The sequence below is a fragment of the Bradyrhizobium sp. USDA 10063 genome, assembly GCF_054063735.1.
Window position 1 is genome coordinate 75,691 of record NZ_JBSSGP010000001.1, and the last position, 25,089, is coordinate 100,779.

Genomic DNA, 25,089 nt, shown 5'->3' on the forward strand with positions numbered 1-25,089 from the left:
AACCTCCTCGGCTCGCTCCGCAACATAAGAGTGTGACCTTTCGGCCTACAGGGCCTTCAGGAATGCCATCAACGACGGGAGAGAGGATTGCCGAGGCGGCGGCCTCAGGCTACTGATATCGACCCTGGCTAACGCCTCTGCTTTCATCTCCAGGTCGACTTCAGCATAGATGTGCGTGGTGTTTAATGACACGTGACCCAGCCAAGCACGGATTGTGTTGATGTCGACGCCGGCGCGCAGCAGGTGCACGGCCGTTGTGTGCCGAACCGTATGTGGGCTCACACGCTTCGCCGCCAACGTCGGCACTGTTTCGCTCGCCATTGCGGCATATTGCGTCACGAGACGGTGTATTCCGAAGCGGGTCAAAGGCTGGTTCGTCCGCCCGAGAAAGACCGCTTCACTTTCGTTCCGGTCGGCCACAAGACGAGTCAATGAGGTTGCCGTCGTTGACCACAATGGACAGATTCTAATCTTGTTTCCCTTGCCGTGAAGTCGCACTGACGGGGACGCACCCAGTTGGAGATTGCCGACCGTCAATTTTGCTGCCTCATCGGCGCGAGCACCGCTGTTGTATAGGAAAAGCAGCAGAACATGGTCGCGCACCCCAAGACTCGTGCGTCTGTCAGGTTGGTTTAGCAACGCGTCCATCTCGGCCTTTTCGAGGTATCCGATCGCGGACCTGGCCGTCTTTTTGAACGGCACTGCCCGTATCTCGGAACACCAGGCCAGGTGAACCGGCGAACTCGTCCCGATAAAGCGCGCCAGTGAATGGATGGTCGCCAGCCGTTGGTTGCGGGTGACCTCGCTGCACCGGCGATCGCGCTCCAGGTGGTCCAGGAACTTGCGGACGACTTCCGGCGTCAGCTCTTCCACGGTCATGCGATCGATGGCGCAGCCTCCCTGCTTGCTGGCAAACGGCAGCAACAATGTCAGCGTGTCGCGGTAGCTGGCTTGGGTGTTGCGGGAAAGATTGCGCTCGGCAACCAGATGTTCCAGCAAGAACCGCCGGATCCACGGACCAAGCAGGTTCTTATCCTTCATGGTCGGCCTCCATCGCGTACAGAGCGAAGCGCTCGCTGGCTGCCTGGAGGAGATCCGGCGTCATCTGCAAATAGCGCTGGGTTGAACGGATATCGATGTGGCCAAGGTAGGTTGCCAGTTGCGGAAGCAGTCGCTGCACGTCTTGACCGGAGCGATACCATGCGATCACCCGGTGCACCGCGGCTGTGTGGCGAATATCGTGCAGCCGTGGAGATCGAGGCTCACCGACAGGGCAACTGATTCCGGCCGCTCGGCGGACATGCTGAAACCAGGAGATGACCCGCACATAGTGCCATGGTCGACTGCCGCGCGTAGTGAATAATGGAGATTCTTGCCCGCGCGGCAGAGGGAGCCGGCGACGGCGCTCGACGTACTCGACCAGTTCCTGGTTGAGCTTGGGTCCGATTGGCACGAGGCGCGTTTTGAAGAACTTCGTGTCACGGACGGTGATGACCTGATCAGTCAGATCCACGTCTTGCAAGACCAAACGAAGCGCCTCGCCAATGCGCATGCCGCTTCCGTACAGCAACAAGAGGAGCGTACGGTACATAGCTGGCACGTGAGGGCGATGCCCAATCTTCAGGATCGAGGTCGCGTCCAACAGGCGGCGCAGTTCTTCCGTGGAATAAACATAGGGCGTTTGTTGCGGCGGCAGCTTTGGAAACGTTGTCGGCAGTGGGGAGGATGCCGCGTACCCGCGACTGATGGCGAATCTATAAAGGCCGCTCAAAACTCTATATCGCAGCATCCAGGTGGCACTGAGCGATCCTTTGCCTTGGAGGAACTCGGCTACCGCCTCTGGGGTGACTTCGCCGATATCTCGATTGCCCATCGCTCGGCAGAACCTGCGGAGCAGGACCTCAGCGGACTCGAAACGCGGCCCCAGTGACCGTTGCTTGGCCAGATAGGCGTCGACAACATGGGTCAGCATCATTGGAGGCCTCCCAGGTCGAACGCTCCGACGTCGCGAAGCGCCTGCATGTTCACCTTGGCGTAGATGCTGGTTGACGCCGCGCTGCGATGTCCCAAATGGTCCCCGATCTCCTTTATCGACAGACCTTCGGCAAGAAGCCGGGAGGCGCAGGCGTGGCGCAACGCATGGCCACCGCGGTGGGCGGCGTCGATTCCAAGTGCAACAAATCTGCGGTTAGCGACATCATAGATGCTCCCTGCCTTCAACGGCCGACGGGGCGCGTGCATGCAGAGAAACACTTCCGGGCACGATGATAGCGGCCGCATCGTGTCGATGTAGCGGGCGAGCGCCTCAGCCGCAGAGGGAACCAGCGGGTAGATCTGCGGCTGACGGCGCTTCAGGCGGAAAAGCCGTAGCGTCCCACCCGGCCAGTCGATCTGATCGAGGCGCAATGCCGCCACTTCGCCGCTGCGCATCCCGTAGACCGCGAGCAACAGCAGGATCGCACGATCACGGATGTCCCGGGGGGTGTCAGTCTCGGCGTCGGCCAACATGCGCTGCACGTCGCACCAATCTGGGGCATACGGCAGCGACTCCTGTCGATAGAGCCGAGGCCGGCAAATCGAGGCCGCTAAGCGATCCGTACACATTCCCCGCTTTGCCGCGTAGCGCAGAAATCCCCGCAAGGCAGAGGCTGTGCTGGCTACCGAAACGCGGGACCATCGTCCCGTCGCCTGGGTAACGAAATAGGCGTCAACGTCCCCAGGCTGAAGGTCCCTAAGTTGCCGGCTTGTCTGATCACACCAGCGTAGGAACCTACCGATGATCCGGCTCCATTGCTCCACCGTCGATGGCGTAAAACCGCGCTCATTGCGCATCCATGTCACATACTGGTCGAGTTGGCTCTGGTACTGAAACACGACGGTTTGTTCACGCCACCAACCGAGAAATCGAAGCCAAGGTCGTCCGATGTCGACCACTCTTCGTGCTGCGGTGACAGCCCCCGTCAGGCGCAGACGCTCGGTCGCGATCCGTTGGAGCGCCTCGATATCGATGCCCTCCGAAGCATCTGGACCGAGATATGCGGCAATCCGCAACAGTTCGTTCCGCTTGACTCTGAGAGAAGCTGCGGTCGCGCCGGCTTCTGCACAGTGGCGAAGGTATCGGTGCCGCTCGTCGGTGAATGGCGCGTCATCACGGTGGGGCACGGTCAAGGGGACGGAATAAATCGTCTGATCCATAGCGAGGCTCCATTGGACAAATGGTTCGCTACTCAGACGTCGAATTATGTTGCGTGAACAATGCCCCCAGTGTTCAGGCTCCCCGCAATTATGGCTCCTTGCACAACATAAATTTGGCCGCAACATAACACGAATAGCTGAAGCTGTCGGACTTGGAGTCGCAATACTCCTCCCACAACAGCATCAACGTGACGTTCCTCCGCCGCAGCTCGCGATGCACGAGCGCCCAATCCGGCTGCGGACGCTCATCGCTCGGCAGATCGGACGGTGGCGGAAACAGGCGGTTCTCGAGCCGGACATCGTCATTGAGCTCCGGCGGCAACGGCCAGGTCAGGCCGGCCCGGCGCGCCAGGTTGAGGTACTTGTTGACCGTGCCCTGGGCCAAGCCGAGGCTGCGGGCAACCGCGCGCTGCGACATGCCGACGCTGTAGTGCAGGCGTAAAACTTCGCGAATGTGGCGCATGGACAGTCTCTCTGTCGGCATCTCAATCCTCTGCTGTCGGGCAAAAGACCAAGCTACCTGGGTTGCAGACTGTCAGTGGTGTCCGGCTCGCTGTCCCCGATCACGATCCGCTGGAAACAGCGATCACGATCCTGTGGAATTGGTGATCACGATCCCCTGGAAACGGTGATCACGATGCTCTGGAATGGGTGATCACGATCGTCTGGAACGCGCAGGCATTTCGTCAAGGCCAGCGGTTTGCGCTGGCTGTCCGCCATGCTGTTGGTGCGCGTGCCGTGGGCCGACCGCATCATGGCGCTGCCCTTTCTGACCCTGCTGGCCCCGTCCAAACGCTTCTATGCTGGCAGACCGAGACAGCCCAAGGCCCTGCTCGACTGGGCCCGCCAAGCCGTCCTGCAGATCAGTCGCTGGCTTCCTGGACGCTATATCGTGCTCGTCGCTGACAGTGCGTTTGCGGCCGTCGAATTCCTCGCCGCCATTCACAGCCGTGTCTGCGTCGTCACCCGCTTGCGGATGGACGCCAACCTGTTCGACTTCCCGCCGCCAAAGCGCAAGGGCCGCGGTCGGCCGCCGATCAAAGGCAAGGCGCAGAAGAAGCTGTCCGCAGTCGTCAAGGATCGCAAGGTCCGCTGGCAGCGCTGCCACATCAGCCTCTGGTACGGCCGAACCAATCGCGTCGTCGAGATCGCTACCGGTACCGCCCTCTGGTATCGAAGCGGCGTCAAGCCGCTGCCCATCCGTTGGCTCCTCGTCCGTGATCCGATCGGTGAACTCGAACCGCAAGCATTCCTCGCCACCGACCTCAACGCCAAGCCGCACGACATCCTCGCCTGGTTCGTCAGCCGCTGGCAGCTTGAAGTCACCTTCGAGGAAGTTCGCGCTCACCTCGGGTGTCGAGACCCAGCGCCAGTGGTCGGACAAGGCCATTCTGCGGACCACTCCGATCTTGCTCGGCCTGTATTCCCTCGTCACGCTATGGACGCACGACCTCGCGAAGGCGCGGAAGCTCGAGCCCAGAACCACCGCCTGGTATCCGAAATCAGTACTCACCTTCAGCGATGCGATCGCGGCGGTCCGACGCGAAATATGGGCTCATCAAATTTCCTTCATGTCCCAGCCTCACCGAGATGCCATAGAAATTCCCCGCCATATCTGGCACCGCATGCAGGACGCTCTCGCCCACGCCGCATAATTCGGCCAAAGTCAAGCTTAGTCGGTTCCGCAATGCCTGCCGATCGGCGACGATGTTGTCGAGGTGCAGCGCCTCTGGCCGCTGTCCTTGCGCCAAACGTTCAACCAGCGCCCGCGTGGCGTCGAGCACGAAGACGCCGCAATCATAGTCGTTCTGCTGCTGGGCCATGGCAGCTATGCTGAGGCGGGCGCCCAGCCGTGTTGCGAGCTCTTCTGCGACGGCCCGGTTCCTATTCCCGCTGGAGTCGTAGTGATAGGCGCGTATCCTTTCCGGCACGCGGCGATCAACGAGCAGCAGCGACCAATGGGTGCCTGCCCGATCAGCGCCGCCATCGTTCACCGGCAGCAACAGAAAGTTGGCTGTATCGTTACCATTATGGTCCTGGACGATCCCCATCAGAGTTTCTTGTATGTCGTTCGGGTTCTCGGCCAAGCGCAGTAGTTGAACTGGCGCGGGCGGTGCGAACCGGATCTGCGCGGCTAGACCCGGGTTCTCCCTCTGCCATTCCTGCTCCAGGAGCGCGTAATCCGCCGCGATATGCTCGTCGCCCAGCCATTCCTGGGCGTCGAGCGCTAAGCTGCTGCGACGGTGGAGCGAGGCTGTCGGATCCAAGGTGTCCGTGCGAGCATCCGAAGCTTTCATCGACGACACCCGTAAATGGTGAGGCAAATCAATCAGAGCTCCACGGCTGGCATGGATGTCTGACGATCGAGCCACCGCAGATGATGAGGCGGCGGCGACCCGCATCTCCTGCACGAGCATACCCGAAGCTCCCGCATTCTGAGAGCTTGGCGCAACAGGAAGCTCCTGAAACAAGCCGGTCTGCCGAGCGCCCTGCCCTGCGTCGCAGAGATAGGCGTGCAGCGCGGTCACGCATTCATCCGCCTGATTTTGATGCGACCCGCTGCCCGAGCCAATCGTGAGATCAGCAGTTTGATAGACCGGCTCGCGCTCCCTAATCAGTTGTGTGACGGTCGCCTTCGGGTCGGGGGTCTGCAGCAGCCGTCGGCCGGACCGGCCCATGTTGCGCCGCATTATCACGTCGGCGTCGGCCTTGAGCCAGATCGAGACTGCCTTGTCATGGATCAGGTTACGGGTCTGATCGTGGATCAACGAATCGGAACCAGTCGCGAGCACCGCGGACCCTTGCTTGAGCGCATGCGCGATTACCTTAGCCTCAAGATCCCTAAAATACTGTTCGCCATAGGTCTGGCAGAGTTGCCTTATCGACGTGCCGGCTTCTTTCCTGATCTCGGCATCGGAATCGATGAAGTTCAGCCGCAGCCGCTTCGCAAGACGCCGGCCGATGGTGGATTTGCCAGCACCTGGCATGCCGACGAGCACGATCGGTCGATCGCCGAGAGCCGTCACAATCTCTCCAATCTCGCGCCTTCCTGGCTCGGCAGCTCGCGCCGTAAAGGCTGCACCAGCCTGCCTTCTACGAGCCGGTTCTACTCCCCAGTGGGGGATGTTCTTGGCGCCATCGGGGATAGCCACCTTCTTACAGACTTCTCGCGCACGGCGCGCCAGTTCTTCGGCGTTATACAGAGCATCTCCGCTCGATTGCTGCTGAAGCTTCTCCAACTCCTTGTAGGTATCGTGATTGGCGATCTTGGCCTTGTAACTGTCTGGTGTGTGGAACTCCGCCTCGAAGCGGTAACCTCGCGGAGTGGCGAGTACGGTTTTGATGCCGACAAACGTCGGATTGCGCATTCTGAACCAGTTGGTTGTGCTGATCTCGGCAAAGCCCCGCTCACCGAAGCCCAGCACGGCCTTCTTGAAGGCGCTTGCAAAATCCTCGTCAGGGACTTCGAAGACGTGGCGAACAGCGCTGCTGATCAGCTGAGAGTCGTCGTCAGACGTGACGCTCATCCCGGTGAGTTGGGCCGTCATGGAGGCTTCCGATCTCAAGCGGCGATCGAGATGGGGCATATTCACCTGGACGCCCACCTGGCTAAGCGTCTTGGCAACCTCGAATGCCGTTGCAGTGATCTCTGTCTCTTCGACTTCCGCGCGGGCGGCCTCCATTTGAGCACGCTCCGCAGCCTCCTCGCGGGTCAGCATGACCGTCATGGCGGCATCCTCAGCCGTAAGCAGTCGGCCAGTGGGTTCGGGCAGAATGTGCTTCTCCGCAGCAAGCTTGATTGAGGCCTCCATGACTGACGCCGCCAGCGTGGGATTATCCTTCAGATCCTCCAAGGCCGCATCGACGTCGAACCGGCCCTGGCTGAGCGTCGCCGCCAGGCTCTTGCTGAAGGGTACGGAGGTCAGGCCCGGCACCTGTTGCAGGAGTCGCTGCAGCTCTTGGCTTTTCTTCATGAAAAGGTGGACTCCGGTGTCGGATTTATACCCGTCGGTCCCGACCTTGATGCCAAGACTCAGAAGATTGTTTGCGCTTTGGACGAGATCGTCCAGATTGTAACCATCCGGTCGGGGCTCGATGCGCGCAGGGTAGTGGTCAAGCAAGACCTGGATGCGGTCGCGGGGCTGAGGAGCGGCCGAATAGGCCTCCGCCAGTTCCGGGAAAAGCTCGACGAACGCTGGGCTCACCGTCAGTTTGGTGTCGCTTTCGGCTGTTTCGGGCAGCACCTGCTCATCCGCCCTCGCTGCCCATGCCTTAAGGTCGGCAACAAGCAACTCGGCCGTTTCGCGGGCGACCGGATGGTCTGCGACCTCGGTCTCGCGCCTCGCCCGCTCGAGCTTGTCCTCTATATCCTGGCCACTCACCTGTTCCTGGTTCAGTAGCTGACGGATGTCGTGCCGTAGCTTGTGGTGAACGCCCTCGTAAGTACCAAAGATGGCCCGCTCGGCAAACCAGCGTCGTGCTTGATGGGACTGCGCCAGAAAGCTTCGCTGCAGGCTGCTATAGATTTCCAAAACATTCGTCGTGGCCGCGAGGATCTGGCTGGCACGACTGAACTGATAGTTACCATCCTCAATCGCCGGCGTATGCGACTTTGGCGGCTTGAGCGAGCAAACGCCGCGAGCTTGCTCCTTTTCATCGAACTGCCAGACATGCTGATAAAGCTGCGGCCGGTCGCCGATGATAATGACGGCATCCCCGTCGAAGTCGCCGTCGAGCTTCTTCTGTTCATCGGGCGGGACGGCAACCAACGACCCAGGAGCGAACAGCTCGGTCGCCTGCAGGATGCCCACGCAGTCGACCGGCATGTCCACGGTTGCGCGGTCCTTGCGTTTAGTCCAGCTCGAATGGCACTTGACGTCCTCGGCCGACATCACCAGCCCACGGTCGGCGTAGTTGGCCGGCCACATCTCATCCGGCACCACGATCAGAATGCCCTTGGCAAAGAAGCTCGGATCGTCGGCCGCCAGTTCCTCCCGCGATTTCTGGGCGACACTGAAACTGTATTGCATGGCCACGCACCAATCGAGGAATGCCGCAGTCGGATCCCCATCAGCTGCCGACTTGACTCGTTCGGCAGCGAGCGGACGCAGGTTGGGCTTATCATAGGGCGCCCGCCCGATCAGCACGCCCCCCGTTCCCGGCAGCGTGTCGCTCTTGAGCTTTGGCACATGGAGGCAGCCATCATCGGATGGAACGGCGACCGCGCCGGGACCATCGGTGTGTCCGGTCGTCACGGTGCGAAACAACTCTTCGGACGTCAGCTCTCGTCCGTCTCGGCTCTCAAGCCAGGTCTTGGCCTTCTCGCTCGCTTCTTCCGCCACTTGGTCGTTGCGAGGGTAATGTTGCAGCGCCGAGGGAGGGACGGACGATCTCCTTCCCTCACCAAAGGCCCGCAGCCGATCGGGACCTTCCTGGTGACCAACCCGGTGAACAGCTGGCATCTGCTCGGCCAGCGAGGCCTTGATGAAGCCGCAGCCGTCATGCGGTCGCAAGGCAATCGGACCTTCCGGTCCAGTCAGCTTAAAGGGATGCGCCTTGGTGGCCGGGCGGTCTGGCAGCAGCAACAGCTTGAAGGCGCCCTCCAGCGCGTAGTCTGTGAGGCCCTAGATCTTTGATCGCCGGTGGCGCCGCAAACCCCCTGCGTTGGGTGTACCAATAGGCTTCTTTGAACGGCGCCCAGGCGCGCGACAGTTGCTCGAACGCCGTCCCCGGAGCGGTTTCGGCATAGGGAATGGCCAGCAGCTTGCCTCCGGAAGACGCGGCTGGCTGCGCGCCTGGAGCCCGGGCGGCGATCTGCGACAGGGTCGGCTTTGGTGGTTTCAACTTGCTGCCGCCAAACAGGTCCAGGCGGTACGGCACACCATCGACGGTGAGCGTCCGCGCCAACATGAAAGTGCTCAGCTTTGCCGGCAGCTGCACCGCGACCACCGGCAATGCCCCCGAGGTCAGGCGATGAAAAATCGAATAGCGCGTCTCGGGCTCCGTCGCCACGCGCCGTCCCTGCATGTCGACTACGGGCAACTGCATCAGTCCCGCATCACCCTGCGGCGGTCTGGGCTCATGGTCCATCGATCGCAACACCTCATGCATGTCGAAGACGGATGCCGGATGTCGCGCCTGGATCCTCGCCGCATCCTGCGCCATGAACGTGTCCAGCACATCGAGCGGATTGTCCGACTCGATCTGCGCGATCAGGTTCCAGCTCATGTTGGAAAGATCGCTTTCGATGAGGTCGCGCGTGCTGTCCAGGATCTCCTTGGTCTTGCGCTGCAGCTCGCCCTGCCGTGCGAGCAAATCGGGCTTTTTGCCCTCGACATACGGCCGCTTGAACAACGTCTCCAGGACCGCACGGGCTTTCAGCACTTGATAGATCGACAACGCCGGGCAGCGGCTCGCGAACGGCCCACGGGTCCGTTCGGCCTCGCTTGCGTTGAGATGCGCCTCGATCTTGTGCTCCACGACGGGCTGGATGTCGTTCAGCAGGCTCAGAGCCTGCCTACGGTGCCAGCGCAGATGCGGGCTACGCGCCAGCGGCAGCAGGGCGGCGCAAAGATTGCCCGTGGTTTCGAGGTTATTCTCCGCGGCAAAACCAGGGGCACGATGCAATCCCGTAAGGCGATCTAGCCCTGTTGGTGCGAGCAAACCGAGGTCCTCGAACAGCCTGACCTTCGCCAGCGCCTTGAAAATGGTAGCAATGCTCAGAACATCGGCCTGCTCCAGCCGATCATCGGCATAGTGCAGGTAATGAGCCAGCTGATGTAGGCTATTCTTCAGCAGGGCCGTCTCCGCAACGTCTCCACCGTCCTCGCCCCTTATGACACTGCGTCCCAGAGCATTGGCGATCGTGGCGAGCTCAAGCGTCGTGAACGAACCAAAGCGTCGGCCCGGTCCGCCGAGGCCGCGCGCGATGTCCATTACCGCCTGGTGGCATGCCGCATCTTCCGGCCATTTGCTGAAACCGTTCACCAGGTTCGCCAGCGCCTGGGGCTTAAAATTGGAGAGCTGGGAAGGCACCTCACCGGCGATCGCGGCGGCGGCCTCGCGACAGCCCGCCGCGTCCGGCCATTTGCTGAAACCGTTCACCAGGTTCGCCAGCCCCTGCGGGTCAAAACGGGTGAGCTGGGAAGGCACCTCACCGGCGATGGCGACGGCGGCCTCGCGACAGCCCGCCGCGTCCGGCCATTTGCTGAAACCGTTCACCAGGCCCGCCAGCCCCTGCGGGTCAAAACGGGTGAGCTGGGAAGGCACCTCACCGGCGATCGCGACGGCGGCATCGCGACAGCCCGCCGCGTCCGGCCATTTGCTGAAACCGTTCACCAGGCCCGCCAGCCCCTGCGGGTCAAAACGGGTGAGCTGGGAAGGCACCTCACCGGCGATCGCGACGGCGGCATCGCGACAGCCCGCCGCGTCCGGCCATTTGCTGAAACCGTTCACCAGGCCCGCCAGCCCCTGCGGGTCAAAACGGGTGAGCTGGGAAGGCACCTCACCGGCGATCGCGACGGCGGCATCGCGACAGCCCGCCGCGTCCGGCCATTTGCTGAAACCGTTCACCAGGTTCGCCAGCTGCTGGGGGTCAAAACGGGTGAGCTGGGAAGGCGCGACGCACCTCACCGGCGATCGCGACGGCGGCATCGCGACAGCCCGCCGCGTCCGGCCATTTGCTGAAACCGTTCACCAGGTTCGCCAGCCCCTGCGGGTCAAAACGGGTGAGCTGGGAAGGCACCTCACCGGCGATCGCGACGGCGGCATCGCGACAGCCCGCCGCGTCCGGCCATTTGCTGAAACCGTTCACCAGGTTCGCCAGCCCCTGCGGGTCAAAACGGGTGAGCTGGGAAGGCACCTCACCGGCGATGGCGACGGCGGCCTCGCAACAGCCCGCCGCGTCCGGCCATTTGCTGAAACCGTTCACCAGGTTCGCCAGCCCCTGCGGGTCAAAACGGGAGAGCCGGGAAGGCACCTCACCGGCGATGGCGACGGCGGCCTCGCAACAGCCCGCCGCGTCCGGCCATTTGCTGAAACCGTTCACCAGGTTCGCCAGCCCCTGCGGAGGAAAATCAGAAAGCCGGGCGGTGCGGACGGCGCGACGACGCACCTCACCGGCGATGGCGACGGCGGCCTCGCGACAGCCCGCCGCCTCCGGCCATTTGCTGAAACCGTTCACCAGGTTCGCCAGCTCTTGGGGCTTAAAATTGGAGAGCCGGGAAGGCACCTCGCCGGCGATGGCGGCGACCGCCTCGCGACAGTCCGCCGCGTCCGGCCATTTGCTGAAACCGTTCACCAGGTTCGCCAGCCCCTGCGGGTCAAAACGGGAGAGCCGGGAAGGCACCTCGCCGGCGATGGCGACGGCGGCCTCGCGACAGCCCGCCGCGTCCGGCCATTTGCTGAAACCGTTCACCAGGCCCGCCAGCTGCTGGGGCTCAAAATTGGAGAGCTGGGAAGGCACCTTACCGGCGATGGCGACGGCGGCCTCGCGACAGCCCGCCGCGTCCGGCCATTTGCTGAAACCGCTCACCAGGTTCGCCAGTTCTTGGGGCTTAAAATTGGAGAGCCGGGAAGGCACCCTACCGGCGATCGCGACGGCGGCCTCGCGACAGCCCGCCGCGTCCGGCCATTTGCTGAAACCGTTCACCAGGTTCGCCAGCTGCTGGGGCTTAAAACGGGTGAGCTGGGAAGGCACCTCACCGGCGATGGCGACGGCGGCCTCGCGACAGCCCGCCGCGTCCGGCCATTTGCTGAAACCGTTCACCAGGTTCGACAGCTCCTGGGGCTTAAAATTGGAGAGCTGGGAAGGCACCTCACCGGCGATGGCGACGGCGGCCTCGCGACAGCCCGCCGCGTCCGGCCATTTGCTGAAACCGTTCACCAGGTTCGACAGTTCCTGGGGCTTAAAATTGGAGAGCTGGGAAGGCACCTCACCGGCGATGGCGACGGCGGCCTCGCGACAGCCCGCCGCGTCCGGCCATTTGCTGAAACCGTTCACCAGGTTCGCCAGCTGCTGGGGGTTAAAATTGGAGAGCTGGGAAGGCACCTCACCGGCGATGGCGACGGCGGCCTCGCGACAGCCCGCCGCGTCCGGCCATTTGCTGAAACCGTTCACCAGGTTCGCCAGCTGCTGGGGGTTAAAATTGGAGAGCTGGGAAGGCACCTCACCGGCGATGGCGACGGCGGCCTCGCGACAGCCCGCCGCGTCCGGCCATTTGCTGAAACCGTTCACCAGGTTCGCCAGCCCCTGCGGAGTATCAGAGAGCCTGCCGGGCCAGCGAGCAACCTCACCGGCGATCGCGACGGCGGCCTCGCGACAGTCCGCCGCGTCCGGCCACTTGCTGAAGCCGTTCACCAGTAAGGATAGGCCTTGATTAGTCTGCCTCCAAAGTTCGCGGCTTTCATTGCAACAAACTTCCGCGATTCTGATCGCCCCGCTGCGGCATTCCGGCACCCGGGAGTGCCGACCGAATGATACGGCGAAGAGCGCAAGGGCTCGGTCCTCGACTTCGTTCATAAGCGCGTCGTCGAGCCTCGATACTCGAGCTGCTAAGGCCTTGCAAGCTTCCATGCCCTCCCGACCACCAGCCTCCCCGCTCACCGCGTTGCATGTCTTGGCGTAGCTCCATGATTCACCAGCGCGGATATTTTCCTCCAAGCGCGCGACAAATCTGTATCGGAAATCAGCGGCGGCCTTTTGCAGGAACGTTGCCTTGTCTGGCATCCGCAACTGCCTGGCATAGTTCACCACTGCACCTGAGAATGCATAGACGTTGCGAGCCCGATCAATGTCCTTTAGCGCCGTATTAAGTGAGCTCGAAGAGCTATAGGGGCGCTCTAAGCTTGCACCATGGACGCTCTGCGCGGCGACATCATCGACGCGCCGTTTTCCTGGCCTGGCACTCAGGTCGGACGCGGAATACCTATGTGGCGGGAACGCCTCTGTTCGCGAGCTTCCGGCTGCTCGATCGCTCCGCCAGTGCTCGCCGCCAGAACGCGACAAGCTCTCTTCCCGACTTCGTGCGCCACGATAAGGCCTGTACGATTGTTCAGAGCTTGCACCATGGACGCTCTGCGCGGCGACATCGTCGACAGGCCGCCTTCCTGATCCAGCCGCTCGGTCGGACGCGGAATATCTATGTGGCGGGAACGCCTCTGTTCGCGAGCTTCCGGCTGCTCGATCGCTCCGCCAGTGCTCGCCGCCAGAACGCGACAAGCTCTCTTCCCGACTTCGTGCGCCACGATAAGGCCTGTACGATCGTTCAGAGCCTGCGCCATGGACGCTCTGCGCGGCGACATCGTCGACAGGCCGCCTTCCTGATCCAGCCGCTCGGTCGGACGCGGAATATCTATGTGGCGGGAGCGCCTCTGTTCGCGAGCTTCCGGCTGCTCGATCGCTCCGCCAGTGCTCGCCGCCAGAACGCGACAAGCTTTCTGCCCGACTTGGTGCGCCACGATAAGATCTATACGGGATCTCGGAGCTTCCACCATGCCCGCGCTGCGCAGCCTTATCGTCGATAGGGACGCGAGCAGAACAAGTCTCTAAATCTTGCGGCTCAGAGCCCATCCGCCCAAGGACGGAACTGTTCGTTTGACCGCCCTCACCAGAAACGCCATCTGTGTGAGACTTGGCCGCGCCTTCAGCGCTGTCGTCCGCAGATTGCCAAATGCGATTCCCAAGTCCGCTGATGCGAGTCATAACGCGCCTCCAATACAAGCGAGAATGCGCTGGTTGTGATCTTCGCACAATGGGCGGCCTTGAGCGTGCCACTACACCCATCGTCAATTCGCCAGATGCTTGAGCACAAACGATAACAAATCCTTTTCGATCACACTCCCAATGCTCGAAGAGCGATCGGCCATCCGTTGTATTCGAATCTGCTGTGCTCCTCTCCTACGACCAGGACAAATAGATGTTCATTATGAAGCGATATTCCACGCCTATTGCTCTGAGCCAAGGATTGGGAATGTCTCAATCGCAAGGCGCTCGCCTTCCTCAAGCTCGCCTCCATTCGCCTCATGCTCCGAAAGCTATGCAATCCAAGTTGATTTTCCCGGACAGACTCTAACTGCGTAAATAGGAGGATTATGGCCCCAGCGCCATCATGCTCTAGCGTTCCAGCTAAACCTCGCGCGCGTCGCTGGCTCGTTCTGTACCGACAACAACCGAGACAGCAACAGATCGAAGGAGGCTTGTATCGGCCCTCGCGTCAGGTTGTACATTGCGGCGGAAGACAACGTCCGCGAAAGCCCATCGGCAAATGAAGCACCCGTTTCTCACTTTGGGATTCTTAAGTGTGTTTCTCGAAAGCGGTTTTGGCTCGGTGATTGATGCGCTCCATCGATCTCTCGTTCGTAAGGGCACGCAATTGAAGAGTCTGCGTGCTCGCCGTTTGCGGATCCGATCCATTCAATCAGCTCTGTCAAATAAGACCAGGACAAGCGGCCGAGCCGGCGCGTGCTATCGCGCTCGTGAGGGCAGCCTGCACAGTTTCCGCTACATTGGAGATGGATTATGAGGCCCATTGACGAGCGCGGCAAATCGCCCATTTCAGAATTTGGCGCCAACGAAGGTCGAGGCGCTGAGGGGTCTAGTACTGGGCGGGCTTCTGGTCCGGGTGAAGAGGGCCGATCGTTCAATTCTGTTGTGGAGCGGATACGTTCTGAGCCTCAGGATTCAGATGCTGCATATTCTCGCGTCCCGCCGCGCGGAAGTGCAGGCCGGTTTGCCGGTCCTCTCGCCGGCCCACATCGACGCCTCGCGGCTGCGCTGCAAGGCGCAATCGGTGAGAACCGTCGTCGTTTCCGCTCCTTGCCGGAATCCGGCGTGTCGCGATCTGAGGGGGAAGCGCGGCGCGACGATCCAGAGGCTGAAAGCTCACGAGGACGCTCGCTCCTGTCGCACCCAGCGAGCGGACCAGAAGGTGGGCACGTCCATGATGTGCCCACCCAGGCGGTCCAAGGCCGAGGCCTGCAGCGACCTTATAGACGAGACAGTGGGGGACCAAGTCGAGACGGCATCGTCAACTTAATCGACGGCCGAGCCGAAGGAGGCCATTCTCAAAGGTTCGAGATTCGGCGATAGCGCTTGTCGTGGAGATCTCGCGCCAAGTCGCGAAGGCTCGCTCGCGCGAAGCACGACGGAAGTCGGCGGTGACGGCTCCGGGATAGGGGATGTGGAAAAGGTTCGCGACCTGATCATGAACTGCCAAAAACCGTTGAGCCTGACGGGACGATTTGAAACGCTTCATGATCCGCTCGCGTCGCCGCGTCGGCTGATGAGAATTCTCGGCCCGATTGTTGAGAGCTTTGTGCTGGCGATGTTCGACGTGCAAGCCCATCTTCGCCCTCGCAGCGCCGTACGAACGGAGCTTGTCCGTGATCATCACGCGCGGCGGCGTGCCGGCGGATTTCAAGAGCCTCTTCATGAGCCGCTGCGCAGCGCGCGAGTCTCTTCGGCGCTGGATCAAGACGTCGAGAACGAAGCCATTCTGGTCGACAGCGCGCCAGAGCCAATGCTGTTCGCCCGCGATCGAGATAACGACCTCGTCCAGATGCCATTTGTCGCCGCGAGCGGGAGCGCGCTGGCGGATCCGATCGGAGAACGCCTTGCCGAATTTCCGTCCCCACTGGCGCACGGTTTCATAGGCCACGCCAATGCCACGCGCCGCCAGCATTTCCTCGACCATGCGCAAGCTTAAGGGAAACCGGAAATACAACCAAACGGCATAGCTGATCACTTCCGGTGGGAAGCGATGGCGGCGATAAAGAGGGTCACGGGCGGTCGGCATGCCGCTCGTCTACCCCCTCGGCCGCTCCAATTCGTTAACTTGACGGTACCCGTCGAACACATACTTCCCCTCGAAATACCCGCTCTTCCAAGCTTCGATCGCATCGCCGAACGCCTCGTCGACCGGCGCGCCATACCATTTCGTGACGATGCGATAAACCTTGCCGAACAGCGCGGTGCCCATTCTGATATTGGCGCAGGCGTCGACGAGGTCGGGCTTGAGCTCGGCGACGTCGGTGACGCCGAGCCCGGCCGGATATTGGATCACCCCAACGCGGACCATGGCCTGGCCGACGTAACGACGGACGAGCTCCATGGCGTCATCCGGCGTCTTGGGCGGCGTTACGAGGATGACGCGGTTTCCGGTCCGGACAGTGACGGCGAGCGGATCGGGTGCCCCGACCGCGCGGATGAATTTCTCCACGATCGCGGGCTTCAGAGCAGCATCGGCGCATTGATGAATGGTGGCGGCATCGATCATGATGATCCCCCTTCAGGTGTTGAACGAGAGCACGAGCGGCAGTCCGAACAGGCGCGCCCAGGCTTCGGTACTGGCTCTTTGAATCGCGAGGACGTTGGTACCGGCGGTCCACCAGTCGTTGCCAACAGCGACAAGCACGCCGGGCGAATGGAGCATCGAGTGCAGGACGGGCCAGACGAGCAGTTGCTCGTAACAGATCAAGGGCGCCACGTGGTGGCGAGTAGACTTCACGACCGGGTTGGCAAAGAAGCTGGCCCTGGCGCCTCCGCCCTGCCCCGTCCATGCGAGCCATGGTTGCCACATCGAGACCGGGACCGGCATGCGCTCGCCATAGAGCCGGCGCGCGCGGCCCGTGCTGATTTCCATCATGGCGTTGTCATAGCCTTCGCGATCGACGATCGCCGCACCGGCGATCACCGTGACGTCGGAGCCGCGAAGGCCGTCCATCCAGAAGCGGCTCGTAGTCGCCGTCCACAGCCCGGCCGCACTCTCGGGAAGCACGACAACGCGGGCTCCGGCAGTGCCAGCCTCGCGCACGCGCTGGAGAAGCGCCTGGGATTGATCGAGATCGGGAGCCCGGCCGAGCGCGCTGCCAAGCTTGGTATCGAGACCAACCCAGCTGTCTGGTTGCGCTGGCGCGATCCAGTGCGCGGCCGACCAGGCCCAGAAGCCGGCCACGACGATCGCCGCGATGGGCCACTTGCCGGTCGTCATGGTGAGCAGGATGGCCGCGGTCGCGGCCAGCCCCCACCATCCCCATCCCGGAAACAAAATGCCGGCCGCGGTGATCGGCTGCGCCCATCCGACGATCCCAAAGGGCGGCACGCTCATCAAGATCGCCGCAAGGGCGAACCGTAGCGCCCGCCCCCATCCCCGCCGGCTTTGCCACAGCACGGCGTGGACCAGGACGAAGATGGCCGCCGCGGCGATCCACAAGGCGATGCCGACGCCGAGATCCGTGCCGTAGAAATTGACGACGCCCTGCGGCAGAGCGCGCGATGCCGCAAGGAAATAGGCCGCGCTCACTACGGCTGAGATCAACCGCGACGGCGCGAGCGCCCACAGCGTCGGGAAGGTGCAGGCGAGCGGAAGGGCGAGCGCGTATCCGCTCCAGGCGACGGCGCCCACCCCAGTCGCCGCGATGACCATCATCGCGGCGCGCCAGGCGCTAAGGACCGAAGGTGAACACGGGCCGGGCGAGGCCGAGAACGCCCGATGACGGGATCGGGCCGAAGTAGCGGGAATCATAGGAGCCTGCAAAATCGGAGTGGAGATAGAGCTCGCCGTCGGGAATGACGCCGCCGGCAAAGGCTAAGAGAGGACGGCCGGCGGCATCGGTATGCCGGACATCGGAATCGGGCAGCGGGCGGCCGTCGATCGAGACCTGTTCGGCAACATCGACCTGTTGGCCACTGACGCCGGCGACCGTCTTGATGAGTGGGCTTAACACTACTTAGGCACATTTTTAGCGGCGACGAGTTTTTTGGGATTCCCAAGAGAGGGTTTGCGTGATTCATGAGGGGTCGGCTTATGGAGGGCCGATCTATGGACATGGACTGGCAAGCCGATCTCGATCGCTGGCTTGCGCCGTTTGTCGCGGCGCTAAGGCACAAGACGCGGGCCCGGATGTGCCCTCTCTACGTCGCGGGTTTGATTGGTCCAGGAGACCGCAAGAGCGTTCAACCGATGGCGGCACGCGCCAGCGGGGTGGGTTACGATCAGCTCCATCATTTTGTCGCTGCCGGAGTTTGGGACAGTGCTCCACTCGAGGCTGCCCTGCTGAAGGAGGCAGACAGATTGGTTGGCGATGATGCGGGTTTTCTTGTCATCGATGATACGGCGTTGCCCAAGAAGGGACGTCACTCAATTGGCGTCGCGCCACAATATGCCTCGTCGCTCGGAAAGACTGCCAACTGTCAATCGCTAGTCTCGCTAACATTGGCGTCGGGGGAGGTGCCGGTGATGGTGGGCCTGAGGCTGTTCCTGCCCGAGAGCTGGACAGATGATCCTAAGCGCATGGCGCGGGCCGGTGTGCCGAAGGATAGACAGACTGCTCTGACAAAGCCGGAGATTGCGATCAAGGAGATCGACCGCGTCATCGCCTCTGGTGCGCGTTTCGGCTGTGTGCTTGCCGATTCAGGGTACGGCTCCAGCGGGCCTTTCCGTCAGGCTTTGAGCGAGCGCGGTCTGCTGTGGGCGGTGGGTCTGTCGCGGCGCCAGAACGTCTATCCCGCCGACGTTGCCCTGATCTTCCCCATCGCGAAGACCGGAAAGCCTCGCAAATACCACATCCCTGATCAGCCACCGGTCTCTGCTGAAGCGTTGTTGGCCGAAGGCAAATGGCAAAGGGTCAGCTGGCGGCGGGGCACCAAAGGTCGGCTCACATGTCTCTTCACGGCCCGCCGTGTCCGCGTTGCGGATGGCCATAAGCGCCGGATGATCAATAACCGTATGCAGTGCATGCCTGGCGACGAGGTCTGGCTCGTCGGCGAGCGCCGGTCGACCGGGGAGCAAAAATACTATGTGTCGAACCTGCCGGCCGATGCCACCATCAAGACGCTTGCTGCCACGATCAAGGCCAGGTGGGTCTGTGAACAGGCTCACCAGCAGCTCAAGGAGGAGCTGGGGCTCGACCACTTCGAAGGTAGATCCTGGACGGGATTACATCGACATGCGTTGATGACGATGATCGCTTACGCCTTCCTCCAATCCCGCCGCCTCAAAGCAGCGGGACGGAAAAAAAAGAATCTCAGGACCGCCACCACAACCAAGCATGCCGGCCATCAGGCAAGCGATCCTCGACCTCTTCACACGACCTCCACCCCGACGATGTCCTCACTGTGACCTGCTCCTTGCAAATATCGCGAAGACTAAAGTGCCAAAGTAGTGTTAAGCCCCCGGCGCAAAGTCCGCCCCGGATGTAACCGCGCACGAATGCGCGTTCGAACTCGGCCGTATCGGGCGGACAGATGAAGACGAGATCGCCGGCGGCGGCGGCCCGATCCAGCGTCTCGATCCGCCAGAGACCCCGCGGGTAGCTCGGCGTCATGTTGATACGCAGTCCGGCGCCCCAGCCGGCACCTGCCACGGCAGCGACGAGGCCGGTGCCGATCGCCAAGATCGCCAGAGGGGAACGCCGAATGCTCATTTCAGGGTCTGTCCCTGGCTCTGGGTCAGATGCTGCGCCTCGGCCTGCTTGAGGGCCTGCGCGGTGCGCTCCCCTGCTGCGAGCTGCCGTGCCGCGCGCATGGCTGGCCAGGCTTTTTTCAGCTGCTCGCGCCGCGCCGGATCCATGCCGACGGCCGCCTTCTCGAAGAGCCGCCCGTTGGGCTCCTTGGCGGCGTTCGGCAGGAAGGTGCGATCGCCGAAGCGCTCCGCGACGGCCTTGTTGAAACCGTCAATCTCCGCCTTCACCATCCGGTCCGCGAGCGCGAATTCGAGCGCACTCGGCAGGTCGTTGCGGTCAATGGCATCGCGCACGCGCTCGAGCACGCGACGCGCCTCGCGCGACAAAGCGGGGATATCGATGGTTACACAATGCCGGATCGCGCGTTCCTCGGCCTCATGCTTGTGCTCGGCCTCGACGCGAAGACGCAAGTAACGCTCGATGTCGCGCTGGGGCGCCGGCACATTGGCCTCGGCGCGCTGGCGCTCCTGCTTGTCGGCCTTGCCCGCCAGCAGACCGGTCTTCCCGCGCAGCGGCCCGAACGATTCCGGGTTCGTGGCAAGACGGGCGATCGTCGACGACGCCGCGGCGGCATCCTTCAGCATGGCGTCAAAGTTCGTCGCGCGGAACGCGCGCTCAGGATCGGCAAAGACGAGGCGGAAGCGGGTGGACACATCCTCCCACTGCTTCTTGATGGCGGGGTCAGCGAGGATCCTGTCCTCGACGGTATCGATGAGGGATTTGGGGAATGTCGTTACGCCTGCGACCATCGGCTTCGCCTCCTTGGGTGCGGTGCTGAGGATGGGTTTGCGGCCATCGACGAGGCCGAGTTTTTCGGCTAGCGCACGCAGTCGACGGCCGAAATCGGCAAGGCGCTGCTTCTGGCGAGCCGTCCAGCGCAGGCGGTCGTTCACGAGCGTGCGCGCCACCTTGACGATATGCAGTCCGCGGTTCGCGGCGAAGCGCAGCGCATCGCGATAGAGGCTGCCGCGTTCGTAATCGAGCGTGGTCTCCTTTGCCCGCCGCTGCGACAGGATCGGGATCAGGCCACCGGCCTTCTGGAACGAACGCCGGCCGTAATAGAGCGCCACATCCTCGCGATGGCGGGTCAGCGCGACATAGGTCAGGTGCTTATCGAGGGACAGCGTTGCCAGCACCTTGACGCGGTCGACGGTGGCGCCTTGCGCCTTATGCACGGTCGTCGCATAGCCGTGGTCGATACTGCGGTAAAAGCGCTGATCGACATCGACGCGGCGGCGGCCCTCACCCTCCCCGATCTCGGCGACGAGGCGCGCAGGCTCGGCGGCCACGACCCTGCCGATCATGCCGTTCTTGACGCCGAGCGAGCCCTCGTTCTTCAGGAACACGATCTGGTCACCGGGCGCAAACCGGCGCTCACCATCCTCGGTCCGGAAGACATGCCCCTCTTCGACGAGTCCCCGCTCGACGAGTTTAGAGCGCGCCATGTCATTCAGCGCACGGACGTCGCGGCGCAAATGCGCCAGGACCAATGTCGACTTGGACGGATCGTACTCGCGGTTCCAATCGGCAACGAGATTGTCGATCGCCTGCGCCTTCAACTCCGAGCCGAACAGACGTCCATGATGACGATAGGCGGACAGGGCCTCTCCCGTCCGGCCACGGGCAAGATCGAGCGAGGCCTCGCGCATCCATTGCTGGCGCTGGCGATAGATGGTTTCGAGTTCGGCATAGCCGATGCGTTCCACGATCGCGCGGAACGCTGCGCCTGCTTCGATCGGCTGGAGCTGCTCGGGATCGCCGACAAGGACGAGCTTCGCTCCCGCCCTTGACGCTGTTTCGACGAACAGCGCCATCTGCCGCGAGGCGACCATGCCGGCCTCGTCCAGGACAAGAACCGTTTTGTCATCGAGGCCATCCCGACCGCTTTTCCAGCGTAACTCCCAGGAGGCCAGCGTGCGGGATTTAATGCCCGCCTCCTTCTCCAATCCCTCGGCCGCCTTGCCCGCCAAGGCGCCGCCGACCACGCGGTAGCCGGCGGCCTCCCATACCTCGCGTGCGGCCCGCATCATCGTGGTCTTGCCTGCGCCTGCACGGCCGACAACCGCGGCGATCCTCTCTCCGGTCGCGATGTGCGCGATGGCAGCGCGCTGCTCAGCCGAGAGGTTGGCGTGACGCGCGGACACCGCGGCAATCTCCTGTGCCCTGACCGTGAAAGCCGTGCTGCCCGAGAGGTGGACCGCGCGCCGCGCCATCTCCGCCTCAAACCGGATCAGCTCGCGCGTCGTGTATTTTGCCGGCGCCTGCGCGCCGGTGGCGAAGTCGACCTGCTCCCCTTCCAGCCGGAGCGCATCGGGGCTTTGCAGCACCCGCGCCATCAAGTCTTGGAAGGTTGCGGCATCGTCGACGTAGCGATGCAGGAGCTTGCCGACGTCCCGTTCGTCAAAGACGCTCTTCTCCCGCGAAATCATGTCGAGCACGATCTCCGGACGGCGCTGGATTCGCCTCAAGGTCTCGGCCCGGTTCTCGTCGAAGACGCGCAGCCGTTCGAGATTGGGGTCGCGCCCCTCGCGCTCCGCCCGGCGCTGGATGGCCTTGGCCGCGACGCCGATATGGGTGGTTGGCAGTGAAATGGGTGATGGCCACGGCTGGAAGCGATCCTTAAGACGAACGAACATGCTGTTCGTCGGGATCGACCTGCCCATTTCTGGGCGGGAAGCAGGACGTCGCGCCAGCGACGTATTACTGCGCCCTTGGAAGCCGCTCCTTCGGAACGGCGGGATGATCTTCCAAAGCGTCGGCTCCGCCGACCCCGTTAATTACCCGGGTCGCGCTTCGCGCTCAGCCCGGATTTCCTGTCGGGCGCTTCGCGCAAAATGATAGGAAAGGTCTTCCGGAATGAAAAAGCCCTCGCGGCAGATCAGGGACGAAATCGCTCGGCTTCAGGATCAGCTGAAACAGGCTGAAACGCGGGAGGCCGAGCGCATCGGCCGCATCGCGCTGAAAGCCGGGATGGGAGAGATCGAGGAAGGCGCGCTGCTGTCGGCCTTCGAGGAGATCGCCGGCCGGTTTCGCAAGGGTGGGAGCCGAACCGCAAAGGCGGCCGCGATCGTCGCGCCTGGCGCGTCTTCGGGCGTGGCTGAACAGGGCTGAGCGCATGCGCCGCTCCGATGCGACTAGTGCCCGCAAGAAGGACACGCGGGAGAAGATCGAGCTCGGCGGCCTGATCGCCAAGGCCGGGCTGCGTTACGAGAAGCGTGCGCTGCTGCTCGGTCTGCTGCTCGATGCCGCTGGCCGTCTCCGCGACAATGAGGCGGAACGCGAGCGCCTGGCGGCGATCGGCGCGAAGGCGTTCGGCCATGAAGGCAAATAAGATCGCGCTGGCGATCGTGCCGGCCGTGCTGATGGCGGGCCTATGCCTTGCCCTCACCGGCATCGAAGCCTGGCTTTCGAAGTTCGGGACAACCCCGAAGGCGCACCTGGTGTTCGGCCGGATCGGCATCGCCCTGCCCTACGTGATGGCGGCGGCGATCGGCGTGGTCTTCCTGTTCGCGGCAGCCGGTGCGACGGCGATCCGCTCCGCCGGCTGGAGCGTCGTGTTCGGCGGTCTGCTGGTGGTCGCGATCGCCGCCTCGCGCGAGATCGCGCGCCTCCATTCCTTTGCCAATGCCCTGCCGGCCGGAGATCGCCTTCTCGCCTATGCCGATCCCTCGACCGTCGTGGGAGCGACGATCGCCGCGCTCGCGGCCGTGTTCGGGCTGCGCGTGGCGATGAGAGGCAATGCCGCCTTCGCGGCCGCTGAGCCGCGCCGCATCCACGGCCGGCGAGCCATTCATGGCGAGTCGGACTGGATGACAATGAGCGAGGCTGTGCGGCTATTCCCGGAGAGAGGTGGCATCGTGGTCGGGGAGCGCTATCGCGTCGATCGGGATGCGGTCGCTGATCAGTCCTTCCGGGCCGATGACGGCGAGACATGGGGCGCCGGCGGCAAGTCGCCTTTGCTCTGCTTCGACGCGTCCTTCGGCTCGTCGCACGGCATCGTGTTCGCCGGTTCCGGCGGCTTCAAGACAACTTCGGTCACGGTGCCGACGGCGCTCAAATGGGGCGGCGGACTGGTCGTCCTCGACCCCTCCAACGAGGTTGCACCGATGGTCAGGGGACACCGGCACGGGGCGGGTCGCCAGATCTTCGTGCTCGACCCGCGCGCCTCGGCGATCGGCTTCAATGTGCTCGACTGGATCGGCCAGCACGGCGCAACCAAGGAGGAGGACATTGCCGCCGTCGCGTCATGGATCATGACCGACAATCCGCGCCAGGGCTCGGCGCGGGACGACTTCTTTCGGGCCTCGGCGTTGCAACTGCTGACGGCGCTGATCGCCGATGTCTGCCTGTCCGGTCATACCGAAAAGAAGGATCAGCACCTCCGCCAGGTCCGCGCCAATCTGTCCGAGCCGGAGCCGAAGTTGCGCCAGCGGCTTCAGACGATTTACGACAACTCGGAATCCGGATTCGTGAAGGAGAATGTCGCGCCCTTCATCGCCATGACGCCGGAGACCTTCAGCGGCGTTTACGCCAACGCGGTCAAGGAAACCCACTGGCTCTCCTATGCCAACTATGCCGCGCTGGTGTCCGGTTCAAGCTTCACGACGGCCGAGCTCGCGGAGGGCCGGACCGACGTCTTCATCAATCTCGATCTGAAGACGCTGGAGAACCATGCCGGTCTCGCCCGCACCATCATCGGCTCGCTGCTCAACGCCATCTACAATCGCAATGGCGAGGTGACCGGCCGCACCCTGTTCCTGCTCGATGAGGTCGCCCGCCTCGGCTACTTGCGCATTCTCGAAACCGCGCGCGATGCGGGGCGCAAATACGGCATCACCCTCTTGATGCTCTACCAGTCGATCGGCCAGATGCGCGAGGCCTATGGTGGGCGGGATGCCACCAGCAAGTGGTTTGAGAGCGCGTCCTGGATCTCCTTCTCGGCGATCAACGATCCCGAGACGGCGGACTATATCTCGAAGCGCTGCGGCGACACGACCGTCGAGGTGGATCAGCTGAGCCAGTCCTCGCAAATGTCGGGTTCGTCCCGGACGCGGTCCAAGCAGCTCGCCCGCCGCCCGCTCCTGCTGCCGCATGAAGTGCTGCGGATGCGGACCGATGAGCAGATCATCTTCACCGCCGGGAACCCGCCGCTGCGATGCGGACGCGCCATCTGGTTCCGGCGCACCGACATGCGGGCGTGCGTCGGCGAGAACAGGTTCTACCGGAGAGAAGCTGGCGGGCGTAGCTGATCATCGCGAAAGCGGCGATCAGGGAAAGACTCGGCCAGCATACAACAGACCGGCTGGCTCCCAACTACGGAAAGACGGGCGTGCGGGGGAACGGCAATATTGTCGGAGATGGAAAGTCGAGACGAAACGCATCCAGCAACGACGGCATACCGGGCTCGGTGCTCGGCTCGTCGTACGAGCCAGC

General features: G+C 62.9%; 13 protein-coding genes and 5 pseudogenes. 6 read left to right on the forward strand and 12 right to left on the reverse strand.

Features of this window, described 5'->3' with window-relative positions; translation table 11 throughout:
- Positions 1 to 45: 45 nt before the first annotated feature.
- The 7 genes and pseudogenes from ACVJGD_RS00325 to ACVJGD_RS00355 all read right to left on the reverse strand — a co-directional run.
- On the reverse strand, positions 46 to 1,041 hold the full coding sequence (locus ACVJGD_RS00325; RefSeq protein ID WP_456632544.1) for a tyrosine-type recombinase/integrase: 996 nt from the start codon (positions 1,039 to 1,041) through the stop codon (positions 46 to 48).
- Complete coding sequence (locus ACVJGD_RS00330; RefSeq protein ID WP_456632545.1) at positions 1,031 to 1,975, reverse strand: tyrosine-type recombinase/integrase; 945 nt, start codon at positions 1,973 to 1,975, stop codon at positions 1,031 to 1,033. Before ACVJGD_RS00330 ends, ACVJGD_RS00325 begins: the two co-directional genes overlap by 11 nt.
- Positions 1,972 to 3,195 (reverse strand): tyrosine-type recombinase/integrase, encoded by a 1,224-nt coding sequence (locus tag ACVJGD_RS00335; RefSeq protein WP_456632546.1) that lies wholly within the window; start codon positions 3,193 to 3,195, stop codon positions 1,972 to 1,974. The genes ACVJGD_RS00330 and ACVJGD_RS00335 overlap by 4 nt, the downstream gene beginning before the upstream one ends.
- 88 nt (positions 3,196 to 3,283) lie before the next feature.
- On the reverse strand, positions 3,284 to 3,658 hold the full coding sequence (locus ACVJGD_RS00340; protein ID WP_456632547.1) for a sigma factor-like helix-turn-helix DNA-binding protein: 375 nt from the start codon (positions 3,656 to 3,658) through the stop codon (positions 3,284 to 3,286).
- A 192-nt stretch (positions 3,659 to 3,850) separates the two neighbouring features.
- Positions 3,851 to 4,585, reverse strand: coding sequence for a hypothetical protein (locus ACVJGD_RS00345; RefSeq protein ID WP_456632548.1), 735 nt, complete (start codon positions 4,583 to 4,585; stop codon positions 3,851 to 3,853).
- Positions 4,586 to 4,697: 112 nt separating this feature from the next.
- The gene (locus tag ACVJGD_RS00350; RefSeq protein ID WP_456632770.1) at positions 4,698 to 5,612 is read right to left on the reverse strand and encodes a Ulp1 family isopeptidase; all 915 of its coding nucleotides are present in this window, start codon (positions 5,610 to 5,612) and stop codon (positions 4,698 to 4,700) included.
- A 72-nt stretch (positions 5,613 to 5,684) separates the two neighbouring features.
- A pseudogene (locus ACVJGD_RS00355) lies at positions 5,685 to 12,769 on the reverse strand (shikimate kinase); the annotation flags it as partial.
- A 356-nt stretch (positions 12,770 to 13,125) separates the two neighbouring features.
- Here ACVJGD_RS00355 and ACVJGD_RS00360 point away from each other — a divergent pair.
- Positions 13,126 to 13,719, forward strand: a complete 594-nt coding sequence (locus tag ACVJGD_RS00360) for a hypothetical protein (RefSeq protein WP_456632549.1) — start codon at positions 13,126 to 13,128, stop codon at positions 13,717 to 13,719.
- Positions 13,720 to 14,151: 432 nt separating this feature from the next.
- Positions 14,152 to 14,247 (forward strand): annotated as a pseudogene (locus tag ACVJGD_RS00365) (IS5/IS1182 family transposase); the annotation flags it as partial.
- 979 nt (positions 14,248 to 15,226) lie between these two features.
- Here ACVJGD_RS00365 and ACVJGD_RS00370 read toward each other — a convergent pair.
- The 4 genes and pseudogenes from ACVJGD_RS00370 to ACVJGD_RS00385 all read right to left on the reverse strand — a co-directional run.
- Positions 15,227 to 15,989: pseudogene (locus tag ACVJGD_RS00370) on the reverse strand (IS6 family transposase).
- Between the two features lie 54 nt (positions 15,990 to 16,043).
- Positions 16,044 to 16,469, reverse strand: a pseudogene (locus ACVJGD_RS00375) (conjugal transfer protein TraH); the annotation flags it as partial.
- A 12-nt stretch (positions 16,470 to 16,481) separates the two neighbouring features.
- Positions 16,482 to 17,621, reverse strand: a complete 1,140-nt coding sequence (locus tag ACVJGD_RS00380; RefSeq protein ID WP_456632550.1) for a conjugal transfer protein TraB — start codon at positions 17,619 to 17,621, stop codon at positions 16,482 to 16,484.
- Between the two features lie 16 nt (positions 17,622 to 17,637).
- Positions 17,638 to 17,913: pseudogene (locus tag ACVJGD_RS00385) on the reverse strand (S26 family signal peptidase); the annotation flags it as partial.
- A gap of 86 nt (positions 17,914 to 17,999) precedes the next feature.
- Between ACVJGD_RS00385 and ACVJGD_RS00390 the strand changes: the two are divergent.
- Complete coding sequence (locus ACVJGD_RS00390) at positions 18,000 to 19,313, forward strand: IS701 family transposase (protein ID WP_456632535.1); 1,314 nt, start codon at positions 18,000 to 18,002, stop codon at positions 19,311 to 19,313.
- Positions 19,314 to 19,613: 300 nt separating this feature from the next.
- On the opposite strand, the gene traA is transcribed toward ACVJGD_RS00390, so the two are convergent.
- Positions 19,614 to 22,292, reverse strand: coding sequence for a Ti-type conjugative transfer relaxase TraA (traA, locus tag ACVJGD_RS00395; protein WP_456632551.1), 2,679 nt, complete (start codon positions 22,290 to 22,292; stop codon positions 19,614 to 19,616).
- Positions 22,293 to 22,512: 220 nt separating this feature from the next.
- On the opposite strand from traA, the gene ACVJGD_RS00400 reads away from it, so the two are divergent.
- Genes ACVJGD_RS00400 through traG form a run of 3 tightly spaced genes read left to right on the forward strand, consistent with a single transcriptional unit; the run spans position 22,513 to position 24,905 of the window.
- Positions 22,513 to 22,767, forward strand: a complete 255-nt coding sequence (locus ACVJGD_RS00400; RefSeq protein ID WP_456632552.1) for a TraC family protein — start codon at positions 22,513 to 22,515, stop codon at positions 22,765 to 22,767.
- A 4-nt stretch (positions 22,768 to 22,771) separates the two neighbouring features.
- Complete coding sequence (gene traD / locus ACVJGD_RS00405) at positions 22,772 to 22,987, forward strand: conjugal transfer protein TraD (RefSeq protein WP_456632553.1); 216 nt, start codon at positions 22,772 to 22,774, stop codon at positions 22,985 to 22,987.
- Complete coding sequence (gene traG, locus ACVJGD_RS00410; protein ID WP_456632554.1) at positions 22,974 to 24,905, forward strand: Ti-type conjugative transfer system protein TraG; 1,932 nt, start codon at positions 22,974 to 22,976, stop codon at positions 24,903 to 24,905. The genes traD and traG overlap by 14 nt, the downstream gene beginning before the upstream one ends.
- Positions 24,906 to 25,089 lie beyond the last annotated feature (184 nt).